The sequence below is a fragment of the Corynebacterium casei LMG S-19264 genome (genome assembly GCF_000550785.1).
Classification (GTDB): domain Bacteria; phylum Actinomycetota; class Actinomycetes; order Mycobacteriales; family Mycobacteriaceae; genus Corynebacterium; species Corynebacterium casei.
On sequence record NZ_CP004350.1, the window covers coordinates 1,813,629 to 1,836,939 of the forward strand.

The window sequence follows — 23,311 nt, forward strand, 5'->3', positions numbered from 1 at the left end:
TACACAGCGTGGATAGTGCTGAGCAACCGGCGGTGTCACTGCGCCTTCTTTAGCCGAGTGAAAGTCCTCTAAGCAGTGGCGGAATTGCGAGTACTGCGGATAGCTGGCTTGCCCATGGCGTGCTCAATCATACCGATGAAGCGCTCGCGGCGGTCACGGATGAAGCCGTCGAAGTCTGCTTGCAGCAATAGCTCGGGGTTGAGCTCATGTGAAGCGAGAACGGTGTCGAATTCGGCGTCTTCCAAGATGGACTTGGATTGCACGCGGGAGAGGTAGCGCGCGGGCGAGTGACCATCAATGACTACCTCGGTGCGCTTGCCCATTGGTGTGTGGTTAAGCACGGATTTTGCTAGTTCATCATCGATCTCAAATTTCTCACACCATGCATCTGGGAAGATTTGGTGGAAGCCAGTGCTCAGCTCAAAGAAGGTGTTCTTGTCAAAGGTCTTGGCGCTGCGCCAATCGCGTGCACCACGGGCCATCAACAGCGCATAAAGCGCGTGGTAAATGCCGCTGGAAACCCCCGCGGTGTTTAGACGTGATTCTTCAAACTCTGCTTCGCGTACTGATTTTGGTTCATCCTCGCGGTTGCCCAGCACCCAGTCGGAGACCTCTTCGACGTCCCGCGCTGCGCGTAGCTTGACTGCCTCGGAGCCATAGAGTTCACCAAAGACACCGGACCAGAACCAGCGGTTGATCTTGTCCCACGCTTGCTCACTAGATAGGCAACCTGGGACATGCGCCAGACGCGCCAAGATGACGGCCAGCGGAATGATCTGCGCGGTATAAGGGACCTGCTCCACGCTGAAGATGCAACGCTGCCGCAAGAATTCCGCGACTTCTTGGAAAGTAATCTGCAGCTTGTCCGCTGCCTTTAGATACCCGTCTAGGGTCAGCGTCAAAATATCCTCGCGCTGTCCGCCGGCATGACCGGAATCAGCCGTCGTGTACAGCGACACCGCGGATAAGAACTGAGTGCGGCCAATGCCGTCAAGTGCTGGGTACTTGCGCAGTGCCTTTTCGCGCTTTGCCCAATCATCGGCCAGACGGAAGTTCTCATCTTCTGAAGCGAAGACTGCGGTGACTAGATCGAATACGTCCATGTCCTGACCTGAGCTATTCGCATGGGCAAAGATCGTTCCCACACCAGCGCTAGCGGTCTCACGCGACAGGCGAATCATCGGAACGTCATAACCCGCTAGCGGGAAGAGCACGCGGTTGTGGAACTCAGCGAGCTCCTTGTACTCCAAGTTCTGGCTCTGGCTGTTGCCTTGGCTTTGTTCCAAAGTTTTGTCGGGGCCAACGGCGCCGGCGTGGGCGTGGGCGGCCATGGAGAGGATGATGCCGGTGCCCTCTTCGGAGAGAAGAAGGGAAACAGGAACGCAGCCGCTGCGGAGGTAGGCTTCTTGGCCATCGAGTGGGTAGTCCAAGGCGGGGCCAAAGTGGGAGTAGACGTTGTTGTCATCGTCGACTGCAAAGACTGCTTCATCAGGTAGCAATTCTTCGGAAACTGCGCGCTTGACGTCCAGGAAGTAGCGGCGCATGACGGTTGCACCGCGGTAGTCGGTGGTGCGAATGTTTCCGGAGCCACGCAGGCAGTGATACAAGGTGGTCATGCGCTGCTCACCATCGAGCAGGAGCATGCCTGGATTGCCCTTAGCGGCGGGTGCGCCGGCGAGAGGGCGGGGCTTGAAGCGCATCTTTTCATCACGGGTATCTAGTACCGTGACGGCGCCGATTGGATAACCGCGTAAAACGGTAACAAGCAAAGACCGGATGTGGTCCTCGTCCCATGCATAATCCTGCTGGAAGTCCGGAACCTGAATATCACCGCGATCAATACGCTTAAAGAGGTCAACAAGGTCATAACTTGGCGTAATAAAACCCATGGCACTCACTTTATACCCCACAGGTCCTGCCCGCGCCCCAAGTTCGGATGCCCGATCGGACATTGCAGCATTGGGACTATTTTTGGTTCGGAATTGAATGGGCCACTAACCAATTTCGGAGGTGATGCCGCTCTCCCCTGGTCGAAATTGGCAGTGCAAGTGAGAACACTCTGGGTCTGGCTGCGCTCACGAGGTTGGAAACGCGAAAGCGCATCTGTTGCCTGAAATAGTGTCCAGGAACAGATGCGCTTTGAGCACTAGGTGCGCGGGAGGGTGCCCTGCGCGCTTAGCGGTTGGGCTTAGGCGGTTTCGGCGCGAGCGTCGACCTTGACCCAGCTCATCAGATCGCGCAGCTTCTTACCGGTCTGCTCGATTGGGTGATCGTTGTAGGAAGCACGCAGGCCCTCAAGCTCCTTGTTGCCGCCTTCAACGTTAGCCAGCAAACGCTTGGTGAAGGTGCCGTCCTGAATGTCAGTCAGGATTTCCTTCATGCGGTCCTTGGTGCCAGCGTCAATAACGCGTGGGCCGGAGATGTAGCCACCGAACTCAGCGGTATCAGAAACGGAGTAGTTCATGTTGCCAATGCCGCCCTCGAACATGAGGTCAACAATCAGCTTCAGCTCGTGCAGAACCTCGAAGTACGCCATCTCAGGCTCGTAGCCAGCTTCGGTCAGAACCTCGAAACCAGTCTTGACCAGTTCCTCAGTGCCGCCACAGAGAACAGCCTGCTCACCGAAGAGGTCGGTAACGGTCTCAGCCTCGAAGGTGGTTGGGATGACGCCTGCGCGTGCGCCACCGATTGCAGCAGCGTAGGACAGCAGCAGGTCGTGGCCCTCTTCCTTAGGGTCCTGATCAACAGCGATCAAGCAAGGAACACCCTTGCCGTCAACGAACTGGCGGCGAACCAGGTGGCCAGGGCCCTTTGGAGCAACCATGCCAACGGTGATGCTGTCAGCAGGCTTGATCAGGTCGAAGTGGATGTTCAGACCGTGGCCGAAGAGCAGCGCGTTGCCGTCTTCTAGGTTTGGCTCGATGTTCTCAGAGAAGATCTGTGCCTGGGAAGTATCTGGAGCCAAGAGCATAATAACGTCTGCCCACTTAGCGGCATCTGCAACGGACTTGACTTCAAAGCCAGCTTCTTCAGCCTTAGCAGCGGACTTGGAGCCCTCACGCAGACCAATGACAACCTCAACGCCGGAGTCACGCAGGTTCTGAGAGTGAGCGTGGCCCTGCGAGCCGTAGCCAATAACAGCTACCTTGCGGCCCTGGATAATGGACAGGTCGGCATCGTCGTCGTAAAAAGTCTCAATTGCCATGAGAAATAGCCCTTTCGTTGGAAAGTTCGGTATCAGTGTTGATTCACTCCACTTACCGTACCACAGCACGGGATGGAGTGTTCACATTATGAGATGGATTAGTGTTTTTATTCAGCTTCTGGGATGAAACACCGGTGGTGTTTCATCCTTAGCCTGCCCAAGGTTGTCGAGTGAATCTTGAGCGTTTAACCCTTTGCCCTGTAAAAATTTTGTGAGAAATTTTTACAATTTGGTGGGGGCCATGGCCTTGGGGCCGCGGCTAAGCGCCACGTGGCCGGACTGGATGAGTTCGCGGATGCCGAATGGTTCCAGAACATCAAGTAGTGCGCGCAGCTTTCCTGGGGAACCCGTAGCTTCCACGATGACGGATTCCTGAGCCACGTCCACAACGCGTGCACGGAAGATGTTGACGGCGTCCACAACCTGCGGACGGTTGGTGTTGTCCGCTGCAACCTTGACCAGCATGATGCCGCGGGCCACTGAGGTTTCATCATCAAGCTCAACCACCTTGATGACTGGGATGAGCTTGTTGAGTTGCTTCGTAACCTGTTCGGTCACTACTTCATTGGCATCAACAACTATTGTGAAGCGGCTGATGCCAGGGGTCTCAGTCTTAGCTGAGACAATGCCCACTAGGTTGTAACCACGGCGGGTGAACATACCGGCGACGCGAGAGGTGATACCTTCCACGTCCTCAACCAGGACAGACAAAGTATGGCGGGTGACTTCGTGTGGAGCTGGCATTAGTCTTCGGTCTCCTCTACTGTTTCATGAATTGTCGCCGGTTCTTCAGCCGCCGATTCGTTTTCGTCAAAGAGTGGGCGAAGACCCAGTGCGTACTGGATTTCTTCATTTGATGCACCACCGGAAATCATTGGCCAGACCTGGGCGTCTTCACCCACAATGAAGTCAATAACCACGGGGCGGTCATTGATTTCGCGTGCCCGCTGAATTGCTGGAAGGATCTCTTCCTCCGTGGTCACGCGGATGGATTCACAGCCCATTGCCTCCGAAAGCTTTACAAAGTCAGGAACGTACGATGCTTCCTCGCGCAGCTTGGTGTTGGAGTAGTTGCGCTCATAGAACAGAGTCTGCCACTGGCGCACCATGCCTAGGTTGCCGTTGTTGATAACAGCGACCTTGATGGGGAATCCTTCCAACGCTGCGGTGGTCAGCTCCTGGTTGGTCATCTGGAAACAACCATCACCGTCAATCGCCCAGACTTCCTTGTCCGGCATCGCTGCCTTTGCGCCCAAAGCGGCGGGAACGGCGTAGCCCATGGTGCCGGCGCCGCCGGAGTTGAGCCAGGTACGTGGGTTTTCAAAGTCAATAAACTGTGCAGCCCACATCTGGTGCTGGCCAACGCCTGCCACGTAGATGGCCTCCGGGCCGATCTCTGCGGAGAGGTGCTCCAGAATCTGCTGTGGGTTGAGCTTGCCATCTTCAGTTGGCTCCCAACCGCGTGGGAAACGGTCCTGCAGATCGCTCAAGTAGCCGGTCCACTCTTCAATTTCTGGCTTCGGGTACTTGGTGCTGTTTTGGTAGGTCTTGGTCAAAGCCAAGAGCACCTCACGCGCATCGCCAACGATTGGAACGGAAACTTCCCGAATCTTGCCAATCTCTGCTGGGTCAACATCAGCGTGAATTGCCTTCGCGTGCGGTGCGAAGGTATCAACATCGCCGGTCACGCGGTCATCAAAACGCGCGCCGATAGCAATGAGCAAGTCTGAGCGCTGCATCGCGGCCACGGCCGGAACCGTACCGTGCATGCCCGGCATACCCATGTGCTGCGGGTGAGAATCTGGGAAAGCACCCAAAGCCATCAAAGTGGTAACCACTGGGATGCCGGTGAATTCGGCGAACTCCAGCAGCTCACGGTGCGCATCGGCCTTCACAACGCCGCCACCGATGTAGAGAACTGGGCGGGAAGCCTCAGAAATCAGCTTCACTGCCGCCGAGATCTGACGGTTATGAGGATTGGTGGTTGGCTTGTAACCCGGCATGTAGAACTTCGTCGGGAAAGAGTACTCCACCGTCGCGTTCTGAATATCCTTCGGGATATCCACCAGAACTGGACCTGGGCGGCCCGTGGACGCCAGGTGGAATGCCGCAGCGATTGCCTCTGGAATCTTGTTCGGGTCAGTAACAATGAAGTTGTGCTTGGTAATAGGCATGGTCACACCGCGGATGTCCGCCTCCTGGAAGGCATCAGTGCCCAACAGGTTGGAACCCACCTGGCCAGTAATTGCCACCAGGGGCACGGAGTCCAAGTTGGCATCAGCAATCGGGGTGACCAAGTTGGTGGCACCAGGACCAGAGGTCGCGATACAAACGCCGACCTTGCCACATGCCAATGCATAGCCTTCAGCGGCGTGGCCAGCACCCTGCTCATGGCGGGTGAGCACGTGGCGCAGGGTTTCAGACCGGTTGATGGCATCGTACAAAGGCAGCACGGCGCCGCCAGGGATACCAAATACGAGGTCCGTACCAAGGTCTTCTAGTGTGCGGACAATAGCTTGAGCGCCAGTCATTCGCTCCGGGCCTTTTGGTCCTGGCTTAGCGCCAGTAGAAGAGGCCACCGAAGCCGGAGTGGGCGTTGTGGAAGCTGCCACGGTGGAAATGCTCCTTATGTCATGTACATCATTAATTGATTATTCAATTAAACACTTTTTCGCCGTGTCCCATGCGGGTGAATGGGAGGCAATCAAGCACCGATCATCAATCAGCTAAGGGTGGGCCGACCTATAAATGAGCAATGCCCCCGACTCAACTCTGGTGGGAGTTGGCGAGGGCACTTGCTATTCAACGACTTCAAACGGCCGCTACGGCAAGTGCCGCGCTGCTACTACTACCACCTGAAGTCGAATAATGATCATGAGCTACATCATACACACAGATTTCGCCCAGTCCAGTTAACACCCCCACTAGGTGGGAAACTTGTCCCAAAGAGCAAGATTTCCCAGCAATTTCGTGGTGCGACCGAACTTCCAATTAACCCCTAGCGTCAAAACTAATTAGCATAGGAATACATGACCGATCCCGTGCCTGCTGATAGTCCTGCCGACAACGCCGACAACACCTCCGCTACCCCTGGTACCGCCGAAACCATTCCGGCGCTCACCGGTAAGACCAAAGATTTTGTTCCGGAGCGCACTCACGTTTTCGCGCTCGCCATGATGGCCATGGTGTGCATCATCATGGCCGGCTGGAATCCCCTTCTCATTGGTTGGACCACCCTGATTCCACTCATTTGGATCTACTGGGTGCTGCGCGCAAAAACCACCGTGGGCAATGACGGCATTGCTATCCGCTACGCATTTCGTGGCGCGAAGTCCATCTCATGGGATGAGTTTGAGGGCGTGGGCTTTAAGGGTTCCAAATCTTTCGCGGCCACCAAGTCCGGCGAAAAGCACATGCTACCGGGTGTTACGTTCAATTCTTTGCCAGGGCTTTTCGATGCCTCCCGCGGCCGCATCCCGGACGCCCTTAGTGAGGGCAAAGCTGCAGCCGATGAGAAGGTGGTCATTGTTCACCGTGATGGCCAGCAGATTCTCATGAGCAAGGATGAGTTCGCACAATACAAGGCCGCCAACGAGACCGATGACGTCTCACACCGTGGACAGAATAGCTCACCCCGTGAGACACCCCCGGAAACTCCACGGACTCAGATTCGCGGACGTGACGGAGTAGAGTAAATAACTCACCGATGCTGCGGCAAGCACACCCACTTCTACCCAGCAATCGCCTACGGCCCTAAGGCAGTGAGGGAATATTTTCTACTCACAAAGCGTTGACCACGCTAGATAGCCTTATCATCCCCATCTTTAAAATTTTAGGATATTTCGATGTTTCCTCTGCGCTCTAAAGTAACCACCATCGGCCGTCAAGCATCTGGTGCTCGCGCGCTCTGGCGCGCAACCGGCACCAAGGAAAATGAGTTCGGCCGGCCAATCGTGGCTATTGCTAACTCTTATACTCAGTTCGTTCCGGGCCACGTTCACTTGAAGAATGTCGGTGACATTGTTGCTGACGCCATTCGTGAAGCAGGCGGTGTTCCGAAAGAATTCAACACCATCGCGGTCGATGACGGTATCGCCATGGGCCACGCCGGTATGCTCTACTCCCTGCCATCACGTGAGATCATTTCGGACTCCGTGGAGTACATGGTCAACGCGCACACTGCCGATGCCCTGGTGTGTATTTCTAACTGTGACAAGATCACCCCAGGCATGCTCAACGCAGCGCTGCGTTTGAACATCCCCACCATCTTCGTCTCCGGCGGCCCAATGGAGGCCGGCAAGGCAGTTGTTGTTGATGGCGTCGCCCAGGCACCGACGGACTTGATTACGGCGATCACGGCATCGGCCAGCGATGAAGTGGATGATGCCGGCCTGAAACTGGTCGAGGAATCTGCTTGTCCTACCTGTGGTTCTTGCTCCGGCATGTTTACCGCAAACTCCATGAACTGCCTGACTGAGGCCCTGGGCTTGGCGCTGCCGGGCAACGGCACCACCTTGGCAACCCATGCTTTCCGTCGTCGTCTGTTTGAGCAGGCCGGCACCACCATCGTTGACATGTGCCGCCGTTACTACGGCGAGGAGGACGAGTCCGTCCTGCCACGCAACATCGCCAACGAGGACGCTTTCTACAACGCCATGGCACTGGATATGGCCATGGGCGGCTCCACCAACACCATTTTGCACACCCTGGCTGCAGCTCAGGAAGGCGCCATCGACTTCACCTTGAATGACATCGAGGCCGTCTCTGACGCTGTGCCTTGCCTGTCGAAGGTTGCACCGAACGGTGTCTGGCACATCGAGGACGTTCACCGCGCCGGCGGTATCCCCGCTATCTTGGGCGAGCTGCGCCGCTCCGGACATTTGAAGATGAATGTTCACACCGCGCTGTACAAGGATGCCAACCAGTGGCTGGATGACTGGGATATCCGCGGCGGCAAGGAACTGGACAAGGCGCGTGACTTGTACCTGGCTGCCCCAGGTGGCGTTCGCACCACTGAGCCTTTCTCCACCGAAAACGTCTGGGAGTCCTTGGACACCGACCAGGAACATGGTTGCATCCACTCCGCTGAGTTCTCCTACTCTGACCAGGGTGGTCTGGTTGTCCTGCGCGGCAACCTGGCGCCCAACGGCGCCATCATCAAGGCCGCCGGCGTCGAGGAAGAGCTGTGGCACTTCCAGGGCCCAGCCCGCGTTGTGGAATCTCAGGAAGAGGCAGTGTCCATCATCCTCAAGCGCGAGGTCCAGGCTGGTGATGTCATTGTCATCCGCTACGAAGGCCCCGCCGGCGGTCCAGGCATGCAGGAAATGCTGCACCCAACGTCCTTCCTGAAGGGCTCCGGCCTGGGCAAGAAGTGTGCGCTGATCACTGACGGCCGCTTCTCTGGTGGTACCTCCGGTTTGTCCATCGGCCACATCTCCCCTGAGGCTGCTCACGGCGGCGTCATCGGTCTGGTCCAAAATGGCGACCCAATCACCATCGATGTCCGCAAGCGCGCGCTGACCCTGGACATCGACGAAGACGAGCTGGAGCGTCGCCGCGCTGAGCAGGAGCGCCGCGAAAAGCCATGGACTCCGGTCAGCCGTGACCGTCCAGTCACCAAGGCGCTGCGTGCGTACGCGAACATGGCTACTTCTGCCGATATGGGCGCTGTCCGTATCGTTGACGGTCACATCGCTTAGCCAGCGCCCCCTGAATGCCGTTGTCATAGCCCTTCGTGAATGTCGTTGTTTCAACGACATTCACCACATTTCCACCTAGGCGGTGGGTCAGTATTTACCGAAGTACTGACCCACCGCCTAACATTATGGCCTGTGACTACTTCGCCGAATACTGATCTAACCTCGTATGGCCCCGTGGAAGGTGGTTCTACGCGACTAAGTTTCCTACCCCCCGCCCTTGCCGGCGTGGTCGGAGTTCTGGGCCTTGTCATCGCCACCATCACCACGGCGATTCAGGTGATGTCGACAGACTTTCCCATCGACATGGTTATCTACCGTGAAGGTGTTAAAGCATTCATGGAAGGCGGCGAGGTTTACTCCGTTCCCATGATGGCCGGAGATATCGCCCTGCCGTTTATCTACCCGCCTTTCGGCGCGCTTGTCATGGTGCCCCTGGCTGGTGATTGGTTTAGCCACGCCATGGCCGGCGACATCATGATTGTTCTGTCCAACCTGCTCATCGGCCTAGTCGTCCTGCTGCTAGCCTTCGCCTTAAACCGGCAGCGCAGCAATCCTTTTGTCAGCAGCGATGTCATCGCCGCCGCCTCACTTATCTGGGGCATCGTGCTCATCTTCGAACCGGTGCGCCTCAACAACGGCTTCGCGCAGATCAACATCATCATCATGGTTCTCGTTGCCTTAGATCTGATTCCCCGTAAGCGCCTGAAGTGGCTGCCGCAGGGCTGGCTTATCGGTGTTGCCGCGGCCATCAAAATCACCCCGCTGGCCATGCTGCTGTACTTTTTGGTCCGCAAAGAAATCAAACCGATCATCACCGCTGCTATCTCCGCGATCATCGCAACACTGATTGCCGCTGCCGTGCGCTGGGACGTGGCCTGGGAGTACTTCTCCGTCAAACTGTTGTCCATGGGCACCGGCGGCGACTTCGGCGTGCAAACCGCGTATCAATCCAACAGCTCTATCAAGGGCGCTATCGAGCGCCTCTACACCTCCCAAGAGGGCATGGAAACTGCCAGCACCATCACCAACATCATCTGGCTATGCCTTGCGATCATCACCGTCGTCCTCGGCGGCTGGCTCATGGTCGCGTTGATGAAGCGCGGTCTCAACATCGAAGCCTGGATGATCAACGCATTCATCATGCTGCTCATCTCCCCTGTCAGCTGGTCCCACCACTGGGTCTGGGTCGCCATCGCCATCCCGGTGCTGCTCTACCGCGCGATTACCTGGCGCCACCTCAACTGGGCTGCCGGCATCCTCATCTCCATCTTGAGCCTGTGGGCCATCCTCGTCGTGACGGTTCCCCCAAAGTGGTACTGGGCCGACGGCATCAATGTCTGGGACATGGAGCTGGTGTTCAAACTAGTCATAAATGACTTCGTCTGGCTTTCAGTCTCGACCATGCTGGCACTCGCCTACATACTCCGCTTCGTGCCAGCCAAAGCACCTGCTGCCCGTTAATCAACGAAGCATCAAGGCACACAAAAGCGCCGGTGCAGATTCCCTTCTTAGGGTTTCTGCACCGGCGCTTTTCGCTAATTCGCTCTTATTCGAAGGTGAATTAGCCTAAGGGATTGATGCCTGCAGCGAACCACCAGACGGCAACCAGTGCGGCTGCGCCCAGGATGAAGAAGATCCAGGAAGAAGCCAGTGGGCGACGAGCTGGGCTAGACAGTGCCTTCACCCCCAGTGCGCAGTCCACGGAGATAAAGCCAGGGCCGGTGAACTGCACGCCGACGTTGACCACGAACAGAATCAGTGCCAACCACAGGGACTCAGGCCACGCGAAAACATCCAGGCCGGTGCCGGAAACTGCCAGCTCATGAATGGCCATGAAGCCGGTGACTACCAGCGCCAACATCGATGCAAATGGGGTGAGCAAGCCCAGGACCAGGAAGGTACCTGCGACCAGCTGGCCGACGGGAACGCCCATGGCCAGGATGTTCGCCATGGTGTAGCTTGCGTACTCCGACTCCAGGCCAGAGATGCCAGCGGATTCGCCAATGCTAAACAGGGTGCGAACACCCTCAATGATGAGGAAGCCGCCCAGCGCAAAGCGGATAAACAGCAAACCGAAGTCGATGGTGCCGCGCTTGCCGTACTGGCGGCGCAGTGCCTTTTCTTCCTCAGCCTGCGCTGCGGCAGCGGTGTCAGCATCCAAAGCCATCGCGGTTCCATCGGAGTACTGCGATGGAGTATCAAAGTGCTGCGCTGATGCTGCACCAGCGCCTGCGCCAGCACCCACACCGGCTGCTGCGCCTGCTGGCGCTGCTGCCGGCTGCACGGTGGTTGGCTCGTAGCCGTTGCCTACCGCTGGGGAGACCGTGGTTGGGTCATTCGCGAAGGAATCATTGCGGTTGGCAAAGTCACGGTCATCGTAGGAATTGTTCTGTGAACCAGTTGTAGGGCCCAAGTTCATCGTCTCCGTAGGTTGGGACTCAACAGGTGACTGCGGAGCCTGATTATTATTCGGCGGGGTGTTATTCGGCGTAATCTCTTGCGGCTGAGCACGCCCTGGGCGGTCAAACACACTCGAGCGCTTCGGTTCAGACGCAGCGGCTGCTACTCCCCCTGCTGCAGCGCCCCCAGCAGCAGCGCCACCTGCGGATGCGGAACCGGCGGATGCCGCGTCGGCGCCGGCGGAAGAATCCTTAGGAGTCGCCGCATTGCCATTCTTCTTGGAAACAGGTGACGCGGGGGCGGTGGTGGGGGCGTCGCTCAGCTTGGCATCGTCAAGCGAATTGCTCTTTGCTGCCTGCTGCTGAGCCTGAGTTGGCCTGTTGAAGGACAAAGTTGGCTCATTGGACGGCGCCTTTCGGCTGACATCCTGCTTCGCGTCGGTTGGTGGATTGTACGAAGGAACACCCAACTCATCATCAAAGTCTGATGCCTTATCAGGTTGATCATTGGACGGTTTATTCGTGCTCATAGCCTAAACACTAGGCGAAAAACTGCCAGCTGGCAGCGAACATTCTCGGCGCGCCACCGCATTTCCCCCAGCGGGTTGGATTGCTCAACCACCTTGTGTGGCTGTGGATCTAGATTTGTGCCAGAACTTGTTGTAATCTTGTTGACACGTCAACACTATGGATTGAAGGAGCAACATGACTGCCAATAACAGCCAGGAAACCTACGGCGACCCACTCAACGCCTCCCCCGACGGCGAATTTGTGCGCGATACCAATTACATCGAGGACCGTATTATCCCCGGCATTAGCGAGCCGACGGAGCAGGAAGATGGCACTTTCCACTGGCCGCAAGAAGCTGGCCGCTACCGCCTGGCCGTCGCACGTGCCTGTCCGTGGGCGCACCGCACCGTTATCGCACGCCGTTTGATGGGCTTGGAAGACACCTTGTCTTTGGCGCTGGCTGGCCCCACCCACGACGTCAGATCCTGGCAGTTCGATTTGGATGAAGGCGGCGTGGATCCGGTCCTGAAGATTCCGCGCCTGCAGGACGCTTATTTCAAGCGCTTCCCTGACTACCCGCGCGGAATTACGGTTCCGGCCATCGTGGAGGAATCCACCGGTCGCGTTGTGACCAATGATTACCCATCTATCGTGCGCGATTTCATCACGGGTTGGAAGGATTTCCAGCGTGAGGGTGCGCCGGAGCTGTATCCGCAGCAGCTTGCCGATGAAATGGAGGAGATCAACTACTACATCTTCAAGGCAATTAACAACGGTGTGTATCGCTGTGGTTTCGCAGGTTCCCAGGAAGCGTATGAGTCCGCGTATGAGTTCATGTGGGAGGCGCTCGACTGGGTTGAAAAGCGTTTGGGCAAGCAGCGCTACATGGTCGGCGAGCACATTACGGAGACCGATATTCGCCTGTTTGTTACCCTGATTCGCTTTGACCCGGTCTATTACAGCCACTTCAAGTGCTCGCGCCACAAGCTGGCCGAGATGCCGAATATTCGCGGCTACCTGCAGGAGCTGTTCCAGATTCCGGGCTTTGGTGACACCACCGATTTCACCGAAATCAAGCAGCACTACTTCATGGTGCACACCGAAATTAACCCGACCAAGATTGTTCCCGTCGGCCCCGACATGTCCTGGCTGATGCAACCCCATGACCGCGACCGCTTCGGCGGCCAGCCTTTCGCCGACGGCACCACCCTGCCGGGCGCTGTGCCAGCGGGCGAGGAAGTCAAAAACCCTGAGGACTTCCAGCTGCCACTCTTTGAGCGCTAGGTTTTAGCGCGGCACCACCTGAGCGCTAGGTTTTAGCGCGGCACCACCTGAGCGGAAGTGGTGCCGCGCGCTTTTCATTTGCGCTGCGGCAGGGCTTTTTTGGCGGCGCCGACGACGCTGCTGGTGAGCTTTTCCAGCACCTCCGATTCCAGGCGCCAGCGCTGCCAGTAGAGGTCGACTTCAATGTCTTCGCCGTCGAGTTCTACTAATTCGCCGGAGTTTAAGTATTGCTGTACCTGGATCTCGGCGAGCACGCCCCAACCCAGGCCGATGCGCACAGCTTCCAGGTAGGCCTCCGAAGTGGGAATCTGCGAGACCCTACCGCGGATAACGTGCAGTTCCACCGAACGATCCCGCATGGCCTGGTCCAAGATGGCGTCTTGCGGGCCATAAATAACCAGCGGCATCTGCCGCCACACCAGGCCGAGTTCCGTGTTGAAACGGGACTTGATTTCAGGCGTGCTCACCGCGACATAACGCATGGTGCCCAGATATTCAGACACGCAGCCAGACACCGGGTCTTCTTCATGGGTAATCGCGCCGAGAACGTCACCGCGACGCAGCATGGACAGCGTGCGGGACTCATCTTCCACGCGCAGCCGCAGCGCGGCCTCACCGTATTGCGCCATTTCCGCCATCACTGCCTTGAACCAGGTTGCCAAGGTGTCATTGTTGACGGCCACCGACAGCGGCACGCGCTGAAGACGCTGGCCCAGGCGGGCATCAGTTTCTGCTTGCACTAGCGCCATGCGGCGGGCAGACTGCACCAAGATTTCACCAGCATCGGTTGCGGTGACCGGATTCGCGCGACGTAGCAGCACGCGGCCTGTCGATGCTTCCAGCGATTTAATACGCTGGCTCACCGCCGACGGTGTGATTCCCAGCACCGTGGCAGCGTACTCAAAGCTGCCTTCATCGACGATGGCCAGCAGCGTTTCCAAATGAACCGGATTCATGAAGTCATTCTAACCTACGATGAGTTTCAATAACTGGACTTCATCAAATTGACGTTGCAGAGTGTGGCTATGTCAATGTTGTCTGTTTATGCTGCCGGCTTTGCACTCGGTATCTCGCTGATTGTAGCGATCGGTCCTCAAAATGCCCTGTTGCTCAAGCTTGGCATCAAGCGCGACCATGTGTGGGTGGTCATTGCTATCTGTGCGATTTCAGACATCATTTTGATTTTGGGCGGCACCGCCGGCGTTGGCTACTTGGTTGAGACTTTCCCAACTGCGCTGGTTGCGCTGAAGTATCTCGGTGCTGCCTATCTGGCTTACTTTACATTCTTGTGCTTCCGCGATGCCTTCCGTGACAAGGTCGAGACCTTGTCCCCGTCCAACACCGAGCCAAATAAGACGCAGCAAATCGATGCCTTCGATGGCGGCGCACCCACCGGCCCTGGCTCTTCATCTGTTGATACTCGTAAGCGCACGACGCGGCTTCGTCGACAGATGCAAAAGTCCACCTGGTTAAAGCCTGCCCTTGCGGCCTTGGCCATCTGCTGGCTCAACCCGGCTGCCTATGTTGACGTGCTCGTCATGATTGGCGGCCTGGCCAACCAGTACGGCACCGATGGCCGCTGGATCTTTGCCGCCGGCGCTATCACCGCATCCATGGTGTGGTTTCCCACCATCGGCCTATCTGCCGCGAAGTTCTCCCACGTTCTATCGCGCCCAGCTGTGTGGCGCGGAATCAACTTCGGCATCGGCTGCATCATGATCGGCCTGACCATCAAGCTGCTGCTCAGCTAGCTCTTCTTCACTCGCTTCTTGGACCTCGACCTTCTTCGGCTTGGGGTCCATCAGCCATGCCACCAGGCAACCAAACACGGTCCCCCAGAATGGCGCGCTGATTCCCAGCAGCGTTATCTCCGAGACGGTGACCAGGAAACACACTAGCGCGCCCGTGCAGAACACGCCTGAAAACCCAGCCACGAATGCATTCTTTAGCGGCGTGAGCATAGCGATGCCCGCCAGCGCCGCAATAAAGGATGCCGGCATAGCCAACATGAAACCAACAAAGACTGGCGCAAAGAGCCCAACCCAGATTGCGCCGACCGCAGTCACCATCGCCGCCGTATAGTGGCGCTGCTTGTTCGGACCGGACACAATCAACGCGTTGGTCGGCCCGGTGAGACAAGATGTGACATTGCCAATCAGCGCCATCGGTAAAGACACCAGGCCGCTGGCCGCCGCAGCGAGGTTAACTCCGGGCTTGTGCCCCGCAGCCTGCAGCACCGCGATACCCTGGCCATTTTGCACAATCACCACCGTTATTGCCAACGGCACGACTAGCTCGGTCATCGCAGCCAAGGAGAACTCCGGGGCGGTATAGACGGGCGATGCCACCACGCCAGCATCCAGGATTCCACCGCCCAACTGCCCTGCGGCCATCGCGATAACAATGCCCACCACCGCCGCCATTGCCACCGGCGGCGCAACCGCAGCAATCTTAGGGCTAGCGCTTAAGACAATGAAGATGAGACTCATCGGAATCGCAATGAGCGGATCATCGACGGCCGCGGAAATCAGGTCCAGGCCGAAACGCAGGAAGATGCCGGCCACCATCGCCATGACAATCGTCGGCGGCAATACCGCCATAATCTTGCCAATCAGGCCCGTCCATCCCAACAAGAACACCAGCACGGCCGTGGCAAGATAGGCACCGATGACTTCCCCGAAGCTCAAATGCGTCAGCGCATCACCCGCGAGCACCGTACCGGGGATAGTCAGAAGTACGCCTGCGGGCTGCGGTAAAGATACGTCAAAAACAGCGTGAGGAGACCGTTGCCCAAGAAGGCACCGAAGATCCACGAAGAAGTCTGCTCCGGGCTGAGGTTGCCCGCGGCAGCCGCCGCCAAAATGACCGCGATGGGACCCGAGGCGGAGAAAATCAGGGCAACTAATCCATCACCTAACTCCTGGGGTCCTAAATCGCGGAAAATTTCCCGGATAGAAGGCCGCGGCAAGTAAGGCTTCTCCACCGCCAGCAAAGGAGAAAACTTTTTATTAACCGGCTTGCTCATGCCAACAATTGTGCTTTCAATCACGCCAGTTCGCACCTGCCTACCCCTCCCCGCAATTGCTTAAGAGAGCTACCGCGTCACGCAATTCATATCCGCGCAGCACGATCCACCAGGGACGCGGTTCACAGTTCGCACGCCTGTACCCCCGCCGAACGCACTTTTGGGCGAAATTGCTCCACCTGTGGACAACTTGGCCTGTTGAGTGACGCGTCAACGTAGTTATCCACAGATTTCGAGGCTTGCTCTGGTGTGGGGTTGCGCTTTGGGTTTAGCGTCGAAGTTATGAAAAATTACAAAGCATTCATACAACAAGCCACCCAGGCGGTGAGCGTTTTAAGAGACATGGCGGAACTATCCGTTTATGACATGGCCGCCGATGACATGGCGTTAAAGACGGCGAGAAAGTACGCCAAGTTAGCGGATGTCTTCTTCGGCTCCACCGACTCACCACGCCTTCAACGCGAGTCCGTAGCACTCGCCGAAGAGCGCGGGTTGAGTATGGAACGTCTACAGATGATTGATAGTCACGCTCAGAAGTTAAAGAAAAAGCGCGGTGCCGCGTGGAAACTCCGTGCTGAGTTGATTGCACATGAGGGCACTTATGAAGAAGTCAATGCTCTGGGCAACCAGCGCGTCGACGAACTCGTTGGTGACAAACCAAAAGAACCCGGTATGCGTAAAAGCCGCCCGAAAAATGGCATGGTCACGATGAGCATCACCGATACCCAGCGCCGCATCACCGACTTTGAGAAAACGCTTGATGCCATATCCACCACGGACCAACCCCGCTCGAAAGCATTATTAGAAGCGTTTTGGAAACACATCGATGGCGGCGGTGGTGTTCTCAAACCCGAATACCGCACCGTCATTGCCGTTGGACTGGACCAATCCGCGCAGATCATTCGCGGTGAAGGCGACGAATCCATCATCGGAGCATCCGACGGCACGACCATGACCGGCGCTGAGATCGTTAACCTTGCGATGTCCGGAGCCCTTGGCGACAAGATTTACGCCGGACTCTTCCACCCCACCGCCGGACCGGTCAATCTCTACGAAGCAAGGTTCGCGTCAGGCAAACAGCGAATCTTGGCCATCGCAGAAAACCTGGTGTGCCCATGGCCGGACTGCAAAGTGCCGGCCGATAGATGCCAGGTACATCACATCGACGCGCATAAGAACGGCGGGCAGACTAATCCGTCGAATCTCACCACGCTGTGCGCTTATCACAACGGTGTCAATGACGACGGCGCCCGGGCAAGGCGCCGCGAGAAAAGTCGAGGTCGGATGATGCGCCACCGCGGACAGGTCAAGCTTGTTACCCCAGGCGGAAAACTGCTGGGCAACACACATGAGCTAAGTGGAATGGGGGCAATGGATCTATTGGCATAGAAAAAGCTCCTCTTGGAAACTGTGGTTTCTCAAGAGGAGCTGGAAAGGAGACTTACTTAGCGGCGTCTGGTGCCTTCGAATCCTTGCCGTTTGCTACATCGGAATCAACAACCGGGTCAGGTACTCCATCGCGTTCGATGTAGTACTCGACATCGGTGATCTCTTCTTCGATTTCGTCGGCAGTAAATTCAATCTCGGAGTCGGAGTCGAGCTCTTCCGTGACCTCTCCAACGAGGTCTTCAAAGAGGACTTCATGGTCGAGGTTGGATTCAACGAGCTCGCAGCCGATCACATCATCGTGCTTTTCGTCGTACTTCTCTTCTGGGTGCAGCTTCAGACGAAGCAGGGACTTGATGCGCTCGCGGCGAACGGACTCATCACGAATCTTGGACAGGCTGCGGAACCAGGCGAAGACCAGCACAACAACCATGAACATGCCCATGTAGCCCAGAATTGGGTAGACATAGTTCATCAAAGTCTTAAATCCGAAGAAGGACATTCCGTAGCCTGCGAGAGTACCCACAACGAAGATTGGGTAGGTGCGGTTTTCGCGACCCGATGCCAGACGCTTGCCCAGTGCGTAGAACATGCCGATGGCGGTGTTGAAACTCATCAAGAAGATGACAATCGCCATGAGGAAGCCAGCGGTGCTGCCCATCTCATTGACCAGGACCAGCATTGGAACATCGGAGTCACCAATCTTGTCCGCGCCCATCAGCAGGACGAAACCAGAGATACCGAGCAGGATGGCATAGGTGACGCCGCCCCAGCCAGCCTCGCGTGGGCTGATGTGGTCGCCGCCGATAACCAGCGACATAGATACGGCCAGGATGAGGGCAAGGCCGTTGTCGTTCACCGCAGACAGCAGCCAGTTACCAATTGGAGCTTCGGTCTGCGATGCAATGTCGATGACCTCGCCGGCATTTTCCGGCATGTTCATCAAGGTGTAGATGAGCAGCGCGATAACAGCGATGATGATCGTTGGCGTCAGCAAGCCAATAACATTGGATACCTTGTCCACATCCAACAGACCGGTGACCAAAACGAGCACCAGCATCAAGGTCGAGCCGACCCAGGCTGGCCAGCCAAACTGCTGCGCCATGTTGGAACCAGCGCCCGCCAGCATGACGAAGCCGACAGCGAATAGCGTGAAAATCACGGCGATATCCAGCAGCTTCGACACGATCGGGTGAGTTACTTTCCTAAACACCGCGTTGTGCTCAGAAGCGTGGAAGTAGGAACCCAGCTGCAGGAACACCGTGCCGGCAATGGTCATGATGACACCGGCAATAATAATGCCCCAGACACCGTTGATACCGAATGAGCTGAAGTACTGAACGACCTCTTGGCCGGTGGCAAAGCCAGCGCCCACCAACAGGCGGAAAACATGGAATAACCTGGTTTTATATAGTTTTGATTACCATGAGACACCTCACAGCCGAACTTATTGTGTGAACCAATAAGAATTTTGCGCTTCGCCCAGCACACAGCTCAGAGCATGAGAAAACCCGCACACCAACTCCCAATCCTCCAGAGTTGATATGCGGGTCTTTAAGCCTGCAACTAAGCGAGCTTCTTAGCGATGAGCTGGTTGACCTGCCCTGGGTCAGCCTTGCCCTGAGTTGCCTTCATGACGGCACCGACAATAGCGCCGGTGACCTTCTTGTTGCCAGCGCGGTACTTCTCCACCACGTCTGGGTTGGCGGCCAGTGCGTCATCGACGGCCTTTTCAATCGCTGCGTCATCACGCACGACCTCCAGGCCGCGAGCCTTGACTACCTCATCAACATCGCCTTCGCCGGCGAGAACACCGTCGACTGCCTGGCGCGCCAGCTTGGTGGTCAGCTTGCCTTCCTTGACCAGAACAATCACGCGCGCAACCTGCGCCGGGGTGATGCTCAGTGCCGGAAGGTCAACGCCCTGCTCATTCGCCTTTGCGGACAGGTAAGAAACCCACCAGGAACGAGCCTCATCAGCAGTAGCGCCCTCTTCGGTGGTCGCAATAATAAGGTCCAATGCGCCAGCGTTGACCAAGTCGCGCATCTCCGCGTCCTTCAAGCCCCACTCTTCCTGGATACGCGCACGGCGGATCCATGGCATCTCCGGCAGAGTCTGACGAATTTCTTCAACCCACTCGCGTGGCGCCAGAACGGGTGGCAGGTCTGGGTCGTTGAAGTAGCGGTAATCATCCGCGGTTTCCTTCGGACGACCCTTCGAGGTCGACCCGTCGGTTTCCTGGTAATGGCGGGTTTCTTGGTCGATCGTGCCGCCATCGGCAAGCACTTGCGCCTGACGCATCATCTCAAAACGCACTGCCTGCTCAACCGAGCGCAAAGAGTTGATGTTCTTAGTCTCAGTACGGGTACCAAACTCAGTGGTACCAACCGGACGCAGCGACAAGTTAGAGTCCACGCGCATTGAACCCTGATCCATGCGGGCATCGGATACTCCCAGCGCCGCAACCAGCTCGCGCAACGCGGTGACATAAGCACGCGCCAACTCAGGTGCACGCTCCCCTGCCCCCTCAATTGGCTTGGTAACAATCTCAATCAATGGAATGCCCGCGCGGTTGCAGTCCACCAAAGACGCAGTCGCGCCGTGGATACGACCCGACGTGCCACCCAGGTGGGTGAGCTTGCCGGTGTCTTCTTCCATGTGCGCGCGCTCAATCTCCACGCGCCACTCGGTGCCGTCTTCCAGAACTACGTCCAAGTAGCCATCGTAAGCAATAGGCTCATCGTACTGGGAAATCTGGTAGTTCTTTGGCTGGTCTGGGTAAAAGTAGTTCTTGCGGGCAAAGCGCGATGACTCCGCAATGGAGCAATTCAAAGCCAAACCAATCTTGATGGCCCACTCCACGCCCTTAGCGTTAACCACTGGCAGCGCACCCGGCAGACCCAAAGACACCGGGTCGACGTTGGAGTTAGCCGGGGCATCGAAGTTGGTTGCCGAGGTGGAAAACATCTTGGTTTCCGTGGCTAGTTCGACGTGGACTTCCAAACCCATAACTGGGTCATACTTTTCAAGGACTTCATCAAAGTCCATCAGGTCATACATCGCAGCAGTCATGGGTGCCATCTTAATACTTATCCCCCGGGCGGTCAGTCACCACCCAGCGTGTATGGCTTGTACTAGTTTTGGGCCTTCTTTGCGCGGCCGTCAATGTAGCGGCAGATGGCTGCGACCACAGCGCCAGACAGGTTGTGCCAGACGGAGAACACTGCGCCCGGCAGCGCTGATAGTGGACTGAAGTAGGTCGATGCCAAGGCGGTTGCCATGCCGGAGTTTTGCATGCCGACCTCGATGGCCATGGTGCGCGAAACCGGCTCGGTTTGGCGGGTGATCTTGCCGGTGAGGTAGCCCAGCGCATAGCCCAGGCCGTTGTGGATGATGACGGCGACCAGGACGATACCGCCTGCGGTGATGATGTTGTCGCGGTTGCCACCGACGACGATGCAAACAATCGACGAAATAGCCAGCACCGAAATCCATGGCAGCGCCGGGGTAATAAACGCCACGACCTTCGGCAGCAAAAGGCGCACAACCAGGCCGCCGACCACCGGGATGAGCACAACCTTGACGATGTCCCACGCCATCGCACCCGCATCCAGCGGCATGTACTGCCCCGCCAGCCACAAGGTGAGCATCGGCGTGAGCAGCGGCGCCAACAGCGTGGACACCGAAGTCATGGTCACAGACAGTGCCACGTCACCGCGCGCCAAATAGCTAACGACGTTGGATGAAGTACCACCCGGCGCACAACCCACCAGGATGACGCCCACCGCGATTTCCGGTGGCAGCTGCAAAACCCACACCGTGGCCACGGCGAACAACGGCATGATGACGAACTGCGCCACCACACCAATAAGCACTGGGAGCGGACGCTTAGCGACGAGCGCAAAATCCACCGGCCGCAACGTCAACCCCATACCGAACATGATGATGCCCAGCAGCGGCGTCACCTGCGGCGCGAAGCCCGCGGCAGTATCCGGAAAGAAGAAGCCCAGAAGGCCGCCGATAATAACTAGGACCGGGAATCCTAGCGCTGCGATAAACGCCGCGCGGTCCGCCCGCGCCGCCGCAGCCTTATCTGCATCAGAAACGCCAGTTGCATCAGCAGCAGGGTTTGCTTGTGTAGGAGTAGTGTGCCCAGCGGCGCCATTGCCGCCGGATTGAGGTTCAAGGGAATCGGTCATCCCTACATACTAGTCCACAGCCTGGGATTGCCATCCCGCACTATGGGAGTTTGATTCAGTAAGCGTGCCGGGAACTCCACCGCGAGTAGATTTCAACGGGGATACTGAACGGCGGGAATCATTCTTTTGGAAGCAACGAATACATCTCTTCACAGGTGGAACAAGTAGGCAGCGCACCATGGTCCTGCGACGGAACAAAGTAGACACCGCACATCGAACGGACACCAGATCCTTCAAACGTCTTGCCCGCTAGGTGCTTACGGTGCGTGTAATGGCTGAATTTTCCTGGCTCGGAGAACAGTAATTGTTTCGCCTCCACCGCCTCAGAAAGTGTTTGAATCCTACTGCCCCAGACGCCAGGTTCCCCCAGATTAGAAAAAGTGTTTCCAAATCTGTCCCACACTTGTTGGGGCGGTTCTATTGATGTCAGAACACGCTGTATCAACTGCCATAGTAGGTTCGAGCCTTCGTACTAGCTTCTCGGCATAAACTCAACCACAATATCGTCGGTCGGAACAAAATGCTCACCATCCGCATTGCCTGAAACGGGACGTTCTTGCACTATTGAAATTTCAACACTCGCTATGCGCCCTTTACCGGGCAAAATATGGTCTACATCAAATAAATAAGTTCCACCATCATGAATTGCCCGCAATCCGTTGAGCAACTCAAACTGGATCCCAAGTTCCCATTCAGTCCGCAAGTGCGCAGCCGTTTCCCGCTTGAGAATCCTCACGTCGGCTTCGCTAGGCAACCATCGCTCGGGCTTTCCTTGTTCGTCCTGTCGTTTAATCTGAACATAGAAATCATCGACATCTTGATGATCGCCTTTCGCAAGTCCCGCCACCAAGAGCCAACAGACACCGGTGCCTGGGTCCCGCCACACACCTCCACGCCACTGAGCACTCTTGATTTCAAGCAAGGGAACCTGCGTTGAACTTGCAATAGGCTGAACGAAGTTGTCCCGTTCAGGATCTTCTCCAAATCAATCAGCGGCTTTCCTGATAACTGGATGTGGCAGCTCGGCCATTGGAGACAATTCATCGACTCTCCCCGCTTCCAGTGATCGCTTAAAATGCGGGGATTCCCAATCTGATGTTAGATCCTCTCGGATCAGGCGAAGCGTTGGCCGAGCACGACGAATAAACACACGTCCATCATGCACCAAATCTTCAACGCACGCCTCTATGCGTCAGAGCAGATCTGCAATCTCATCATCAACTGCTGCTGCAGTCTCTCGTTCACAGGAGAAACGTTCCGCAAGCTCGATACGATCAGCGTGCCGTTTCTCCTCAAAAGCTTTCAGATCACTGGCGAATATCTTTCGGTGACTACCCACTCTGTGGAAAGGCAAAGCTCCGCGATCAAGAAGCTTATAAAGATGAGTTCGGCTCATTCCAATCCTCTTGGCTGCCTCGGCTGGCGTATACGTTCTATCCTCTGCGATAGAGGGAATGCCGTTTCCTGAACTTGATAACGATGCAACGCGTAGAAGTAAATCCCGAACAGTCTCTGTCTTTGCAGACTCCGCAAGGCGCTGAATATCGGCGATTTCTTCGGAATTTAGTCCACAGCCTAATACATTTTGCATTGCCAGCCCTCCC

18 protein-coding genes and 1 pseudogene are annotated in these 23,311 nt (G+C 56.7%); 6 read left to right on the plus strand and 13 right to left on the minus strand.

Going from position 1 to position 23,311, the window contains the following annotated elements; all coding sequences use genetic code 11:
• Positions 1-68: 68 nt before the first annotated feature.
• The 4 genes from CCASEI_RS08330 to CCASEI_RS08345 all read right to left on the minus strand — a co-directional run bounded on the left by CCASEI_RS08330 (position 69) and on the right by CCASEI_RS08345 (position 5,817).
• Positions 69-1,889, minus strand: a complete 1,821-nt coding sequence (locus tag CCASEI_RS08330) for a GmrSD restriction endonuclease domain-containing protein (protein WP_025387682.1) — start codon at positions 1,887-1,889, stop codon at positions 69-71.
• 299 nt (positions 1,890-2,188) lie between these two features.
• A complete protein-coding gene (gene ilvC, locus CCASEI_RS08335; RefSeq protein ID WP_006823320.1) occupies positions 2,189-3,205 on the minus strand; it encodes a ketol-acid reductoisomerase in 1,017 nt (338 codons plus the stop codon).
• A 222-nt stretch (positions 3,206-3,427) separates the two neighbouring features.
• Positions 3,428-3,949, minus strand: coding sequence for an acetolactate synthase small subunit (gene ilvN / locus CCASEI_RS08340; protein WP_006823321.1), 522 nt, complete (start codon positions 3,947-3,949; stop codon positions 3,428-3,430).
• Positions 3,949-5,817 (minus strand): acetolactate synthase large subunit, encoded by a 1,869-nt coding sequence (locus CCASEI_RS08345; RefSeq protein ID WP_081748476.1) that lies wholly within the window; start codon positions 5,815-5,817, stop codon positions 3,949-3,951. The genes ilvN and CCASEI_RS08345 overlap by 1 nt, the downstream gene beginning before the upstream one ends.
• 417 nt (positions 5,818-6,234) lie before the next feature.
• Between CCASEI_RS08345 and CCASEI_RS08350 the strand changes: the two genes are divergently transcribed.
• From CCASEI_RS08350 to CCASEI_RS08360, 3 genes are all read left to right on the plus strand, one after another.
• Positions 6,235-6,900: a PH domain-containing protein gene (locus CCASEI_RS08350; RefSeq protein WP_025387684.1), complete on the plus strand. Its 666-nt coding sequence runs from the start codon at positions 6,235-6,237 to the stop codon at positions 6,898-6,900.
• Positions 6,901-7,050: 150 nt separating this feature from the next.
• Positions 7,051-8,904 carry a dihydroxy-acid dehydratase gene (gene ilvD / locus CCASEI_RS08355; RefSeq protein ID WP_006823324.1) on the plus strand — a complete coding sequence of 618 codons (1,854 nt, stop codon included), beginning with the start codon at positions 7,051-7,053 and terminating at the stop codon, positions 8,902-8,904.
• A 132-nt stretch (positions 8,905-9,036) separates the two neighbouring features.
• The gene (locus CCASEI_RS08360) at positions 9,037-10,365 is read left to right on the plus strand and encodes a glycosyltransferase family 87 protein (RefSeq protein WP_155894828.1); all 1,329 of its coding nucleotides are present in this window, start codon (positions 9,037-9,039) and stop codon (positions 10,363-10,365) included.
• 100 nt (positions 10,366-10,465) lie between these two features.
• On the opposite strand, the gene CCASEI_RS08365 is transcribed toward CCASEI_RS08360, so the two are convergent.
• Entirely contained in the window at positions 10,466-11,833 is a 1,368-nt protein-coding gene (locus CCASEI_RS08365; protein WP_025387686.1) for a DoxX family protein, read from the minus strand.
• A gap of 175 nt (positions 11,834-12,008) precedes the next feature.
• On the opposite strand from CCASEI_RS08365, the gene CCASEI_RS08370 reads away from it, so the two are divergent.
• Complete coding sequence (locus CCASEI_RS08370) at positions 12,009-13,097, plus strand: glutathione S-transferase family protein (RefSeq protein WP_025387687.1); 1,089 nt, start codon at positions 12,009-12,011, stop codon at positions 13,095-13,097.
• 74 nt (positions 13,098-13,171) lie between these two features.
• Here the strand turns inward: CCASEI_RS08370 and CCASEI_RS08375 are convergent, their stop codons facing one another.
• A complete protein-coding gene (locus CCASEI_RS08375) occupies positions 13,172-14,053 on the minus strand; it encodes a LysR family transcriptional regulator ArgP (protein WP_006823328.1) in 882 nt (293 codons plus the stop codon).
• Between the two features lie 78 nt (positions 14,054-14,131).
• On the opposite strand from CCASEI_RS08375, the gene CCASEI_RS08380 reads away from it, so the two are divergent.
• Entirely contained in the window at positions 14,132-14,848 is a 717-nt protein-coding gene (locus CCASEI_RS08380) for a LysE/ArgO family amino acid transporter (RefSeq protein ID WP_025387688.1), read from the plus strand.
• Here CCASEI_RS08380 and CCASEI_RS08385 read toward each other — a convergent pair.
• Positions 14,762-16,122 (minus strand): annotated as a pseudogene (locus CCASEI_RS08385) (benzoate/H(+) symporter BenE family transporter). The gene CCASEI_RS08380 and the pseudogene CCASEI_RS08385 overlap by 87 nt on opposite strands.
• A 282-nt stretch (positions 16,123-16,404) precedes the next feature.
• Between CCASEI_RS08385 and CCASEI_RS08390 the strand changes: the two are divergent.
• Positions 16,405-17,511, plus strand: a complete 1,107-nt coding sequence (locus tag CCASEI_RS08390) for an HNH endonuclease signature motif containing protein (RefSeq protein ID WP_025387689.1) — start codon at positions 16,405-16,407, stop codon at positions 17,509-17,511.
• Positions 17,512-17,563: 52 nt separating this feature from the next.
• On the opposite strand, the gene CCASEI_RS08395 is transcribed toward CCASEI_RS08390, so the two are convergent.
• The 6 genes from CCASEI_RS08395 to CCASEI_RS08415 form a co-directional block, all read right to left on the minus strand.
• A complete protein-coding gene (locus tag CCASEI_RS08395) occupies positions 17,564-18,889 on the minus strand; it encodes a YkvI family membrane protein (RefSeq protein ID WP_051461199.1) in 1,326 nt (441 codons plus the stop codon).
• Between the two features lie 185 nt (positions 18,890-19,074).
• The gene (gene gatB, locus CCASEI_RS08400) at positions 19,075-20,580 is read right to left on the minus strand and encodes an Asp-tRNA(Asn)/Glu-tRNA(Gln) amidotransferase subunit GatB (protein WP_025387691.1); all 1,506 of its coding nucleotides are present in this window, start codon (positions 20,578-20,580) and stop codon (positions 19,075-19,077) included.
• A 62-nt stretch (positions 20,581-20,642) separates the two neighbouring features.
• Positions 20,643-21,707 (minus strand): bile acid:sodium symporter family protein, encoded by a 1,065-nt coding sequence (locus CCASEI_RS08405; protein WP_025387692.1) that lies wholly within the window; start codon positions 21,705-21,707, stop codon positions 20,643-20,645.
• Positions 21,708-21,825: 118 nt separating this feature from the next.
• A complete protein-coding gene (locus CCASEI_RS15695; protein WP_404825244.1) occupies positions 21,826-22,110 on the minus strand; it encodes a DUF3039 domain-containing protein in 285 nt (94 codons plus the stop codon).
• Positions 22,111-22,179: 69 nt separating this feature from the next.
• Positions 22,180-22,629 (minus strand): hypothetical protein, encoded by a 450-nt coding sequence (locus CCASEI_RS08410; RefSeq protein WP_155894829.1) that lies wholly within the window; start codon positions 22,627-22,629, stop codon positions 22,180-22,182.
• 270 nt (positions 22,630-22,899) lie between these two features.
• On the minus strand, positions 22,900-23,298 hold the full coding sequence (locus CCASEI_RS08415; RefSeq protein ID WP_025387694.1) for a helix-turn-helix domain-containing protein: 399 nt from the start codon (positions 23,296-23,298) through the stop codon (positions 22,900-22,902).
• Positions 23,299-23,311 lie beyond the last annotated feature (13 nt).

Excerpts from the sequence above, each read along its gene's own strand:
- CCASEI_RS08330 (WP_025387682.1), bottom strand. The coding sequence starts at position 1,889 with ATGGGTTTTATTACGCCAAGTTATGACCTTGTTGACCTCTTTAAGCGT.
- ilvC (WP_006823320.1), bottom strand. The coding sequence starts at position 3,205 with ATGGCAATTGAGACTTTTTACGACGACGATGCCGACCTGTCCATTATC.
- ilvN (WP_006823321.1), bottom strand. The coding sequence starts at position 3,949 with ATGCCAGCTCCACACGAAGTCACCCGCCATACTTTGTCTGTCCTGGTT.
- CCASEI_RS08350 (WP_025387684.1), top strand. The coding sequence starts at position 6,235 with ATGACCGATCCCGTGCCTGCTGATAGTCCTGCCGACAACGCCGACAAC.
- ilvD (WP_006823324.1), top strand. The coding sequence starts at position 7,051 with ATGTTTCCTCTGCGCTCTAAAGTAACCACCATCGGCCGTCAAGCATCT.
- CCASEI_RS08365 (WP_025387686.1), bottom strand. The coding sequence starts at position 11,833 with ATGAGCACGAATAAACCGTCCAATGATCAACCTGATAAGGCATCAGAC.
- CCASEI_RS08370 (WP_025387687.1), top strand. The coding sequence starts at position 12,009 with ATGACTGCCAATAACAGCCAGGAAACCTACGGCGACCCACTCAACGCC.
- CCASEI_RS08375 (WP_006823328.1), bottom strand. The coding sequence starts at position 14,053 with ATGAATCCGGTTCATTTGGAAACGCTGCTGGCCATCGTCGATGAAGGC.
- CCASEI_RS08390 (WP_025387689.1), top strand. The coding sequence starts at position 16,405 with ATGAAAAATTACAAAGCATTCATACAACAAGCCACCCAGGCGGTGAGC.
- gatB (WP_025387691.1), bottom strand. The coding sequence starts at position 20,580 with ATGACTGCTGCGATGTATGACCTGATGGACTTTGATGAAGTCCTTGAA.
- CCASEI_RS08405 (WP_025387692.1), bottom strand. The coding sequence starts at position 21,707 with ATGACCGATTCCCTTGAACCTCAATCCGGCGGCAATGGCGCCGCTGGG.
- CCASEI_RS08415 (WP_025387694.1), bottom strand. The coding sequence starts at position 23,298 with ATGCAAAATGTATTAGGCTGTGGACTAAATTCCGAAGAAATCGCCGAT.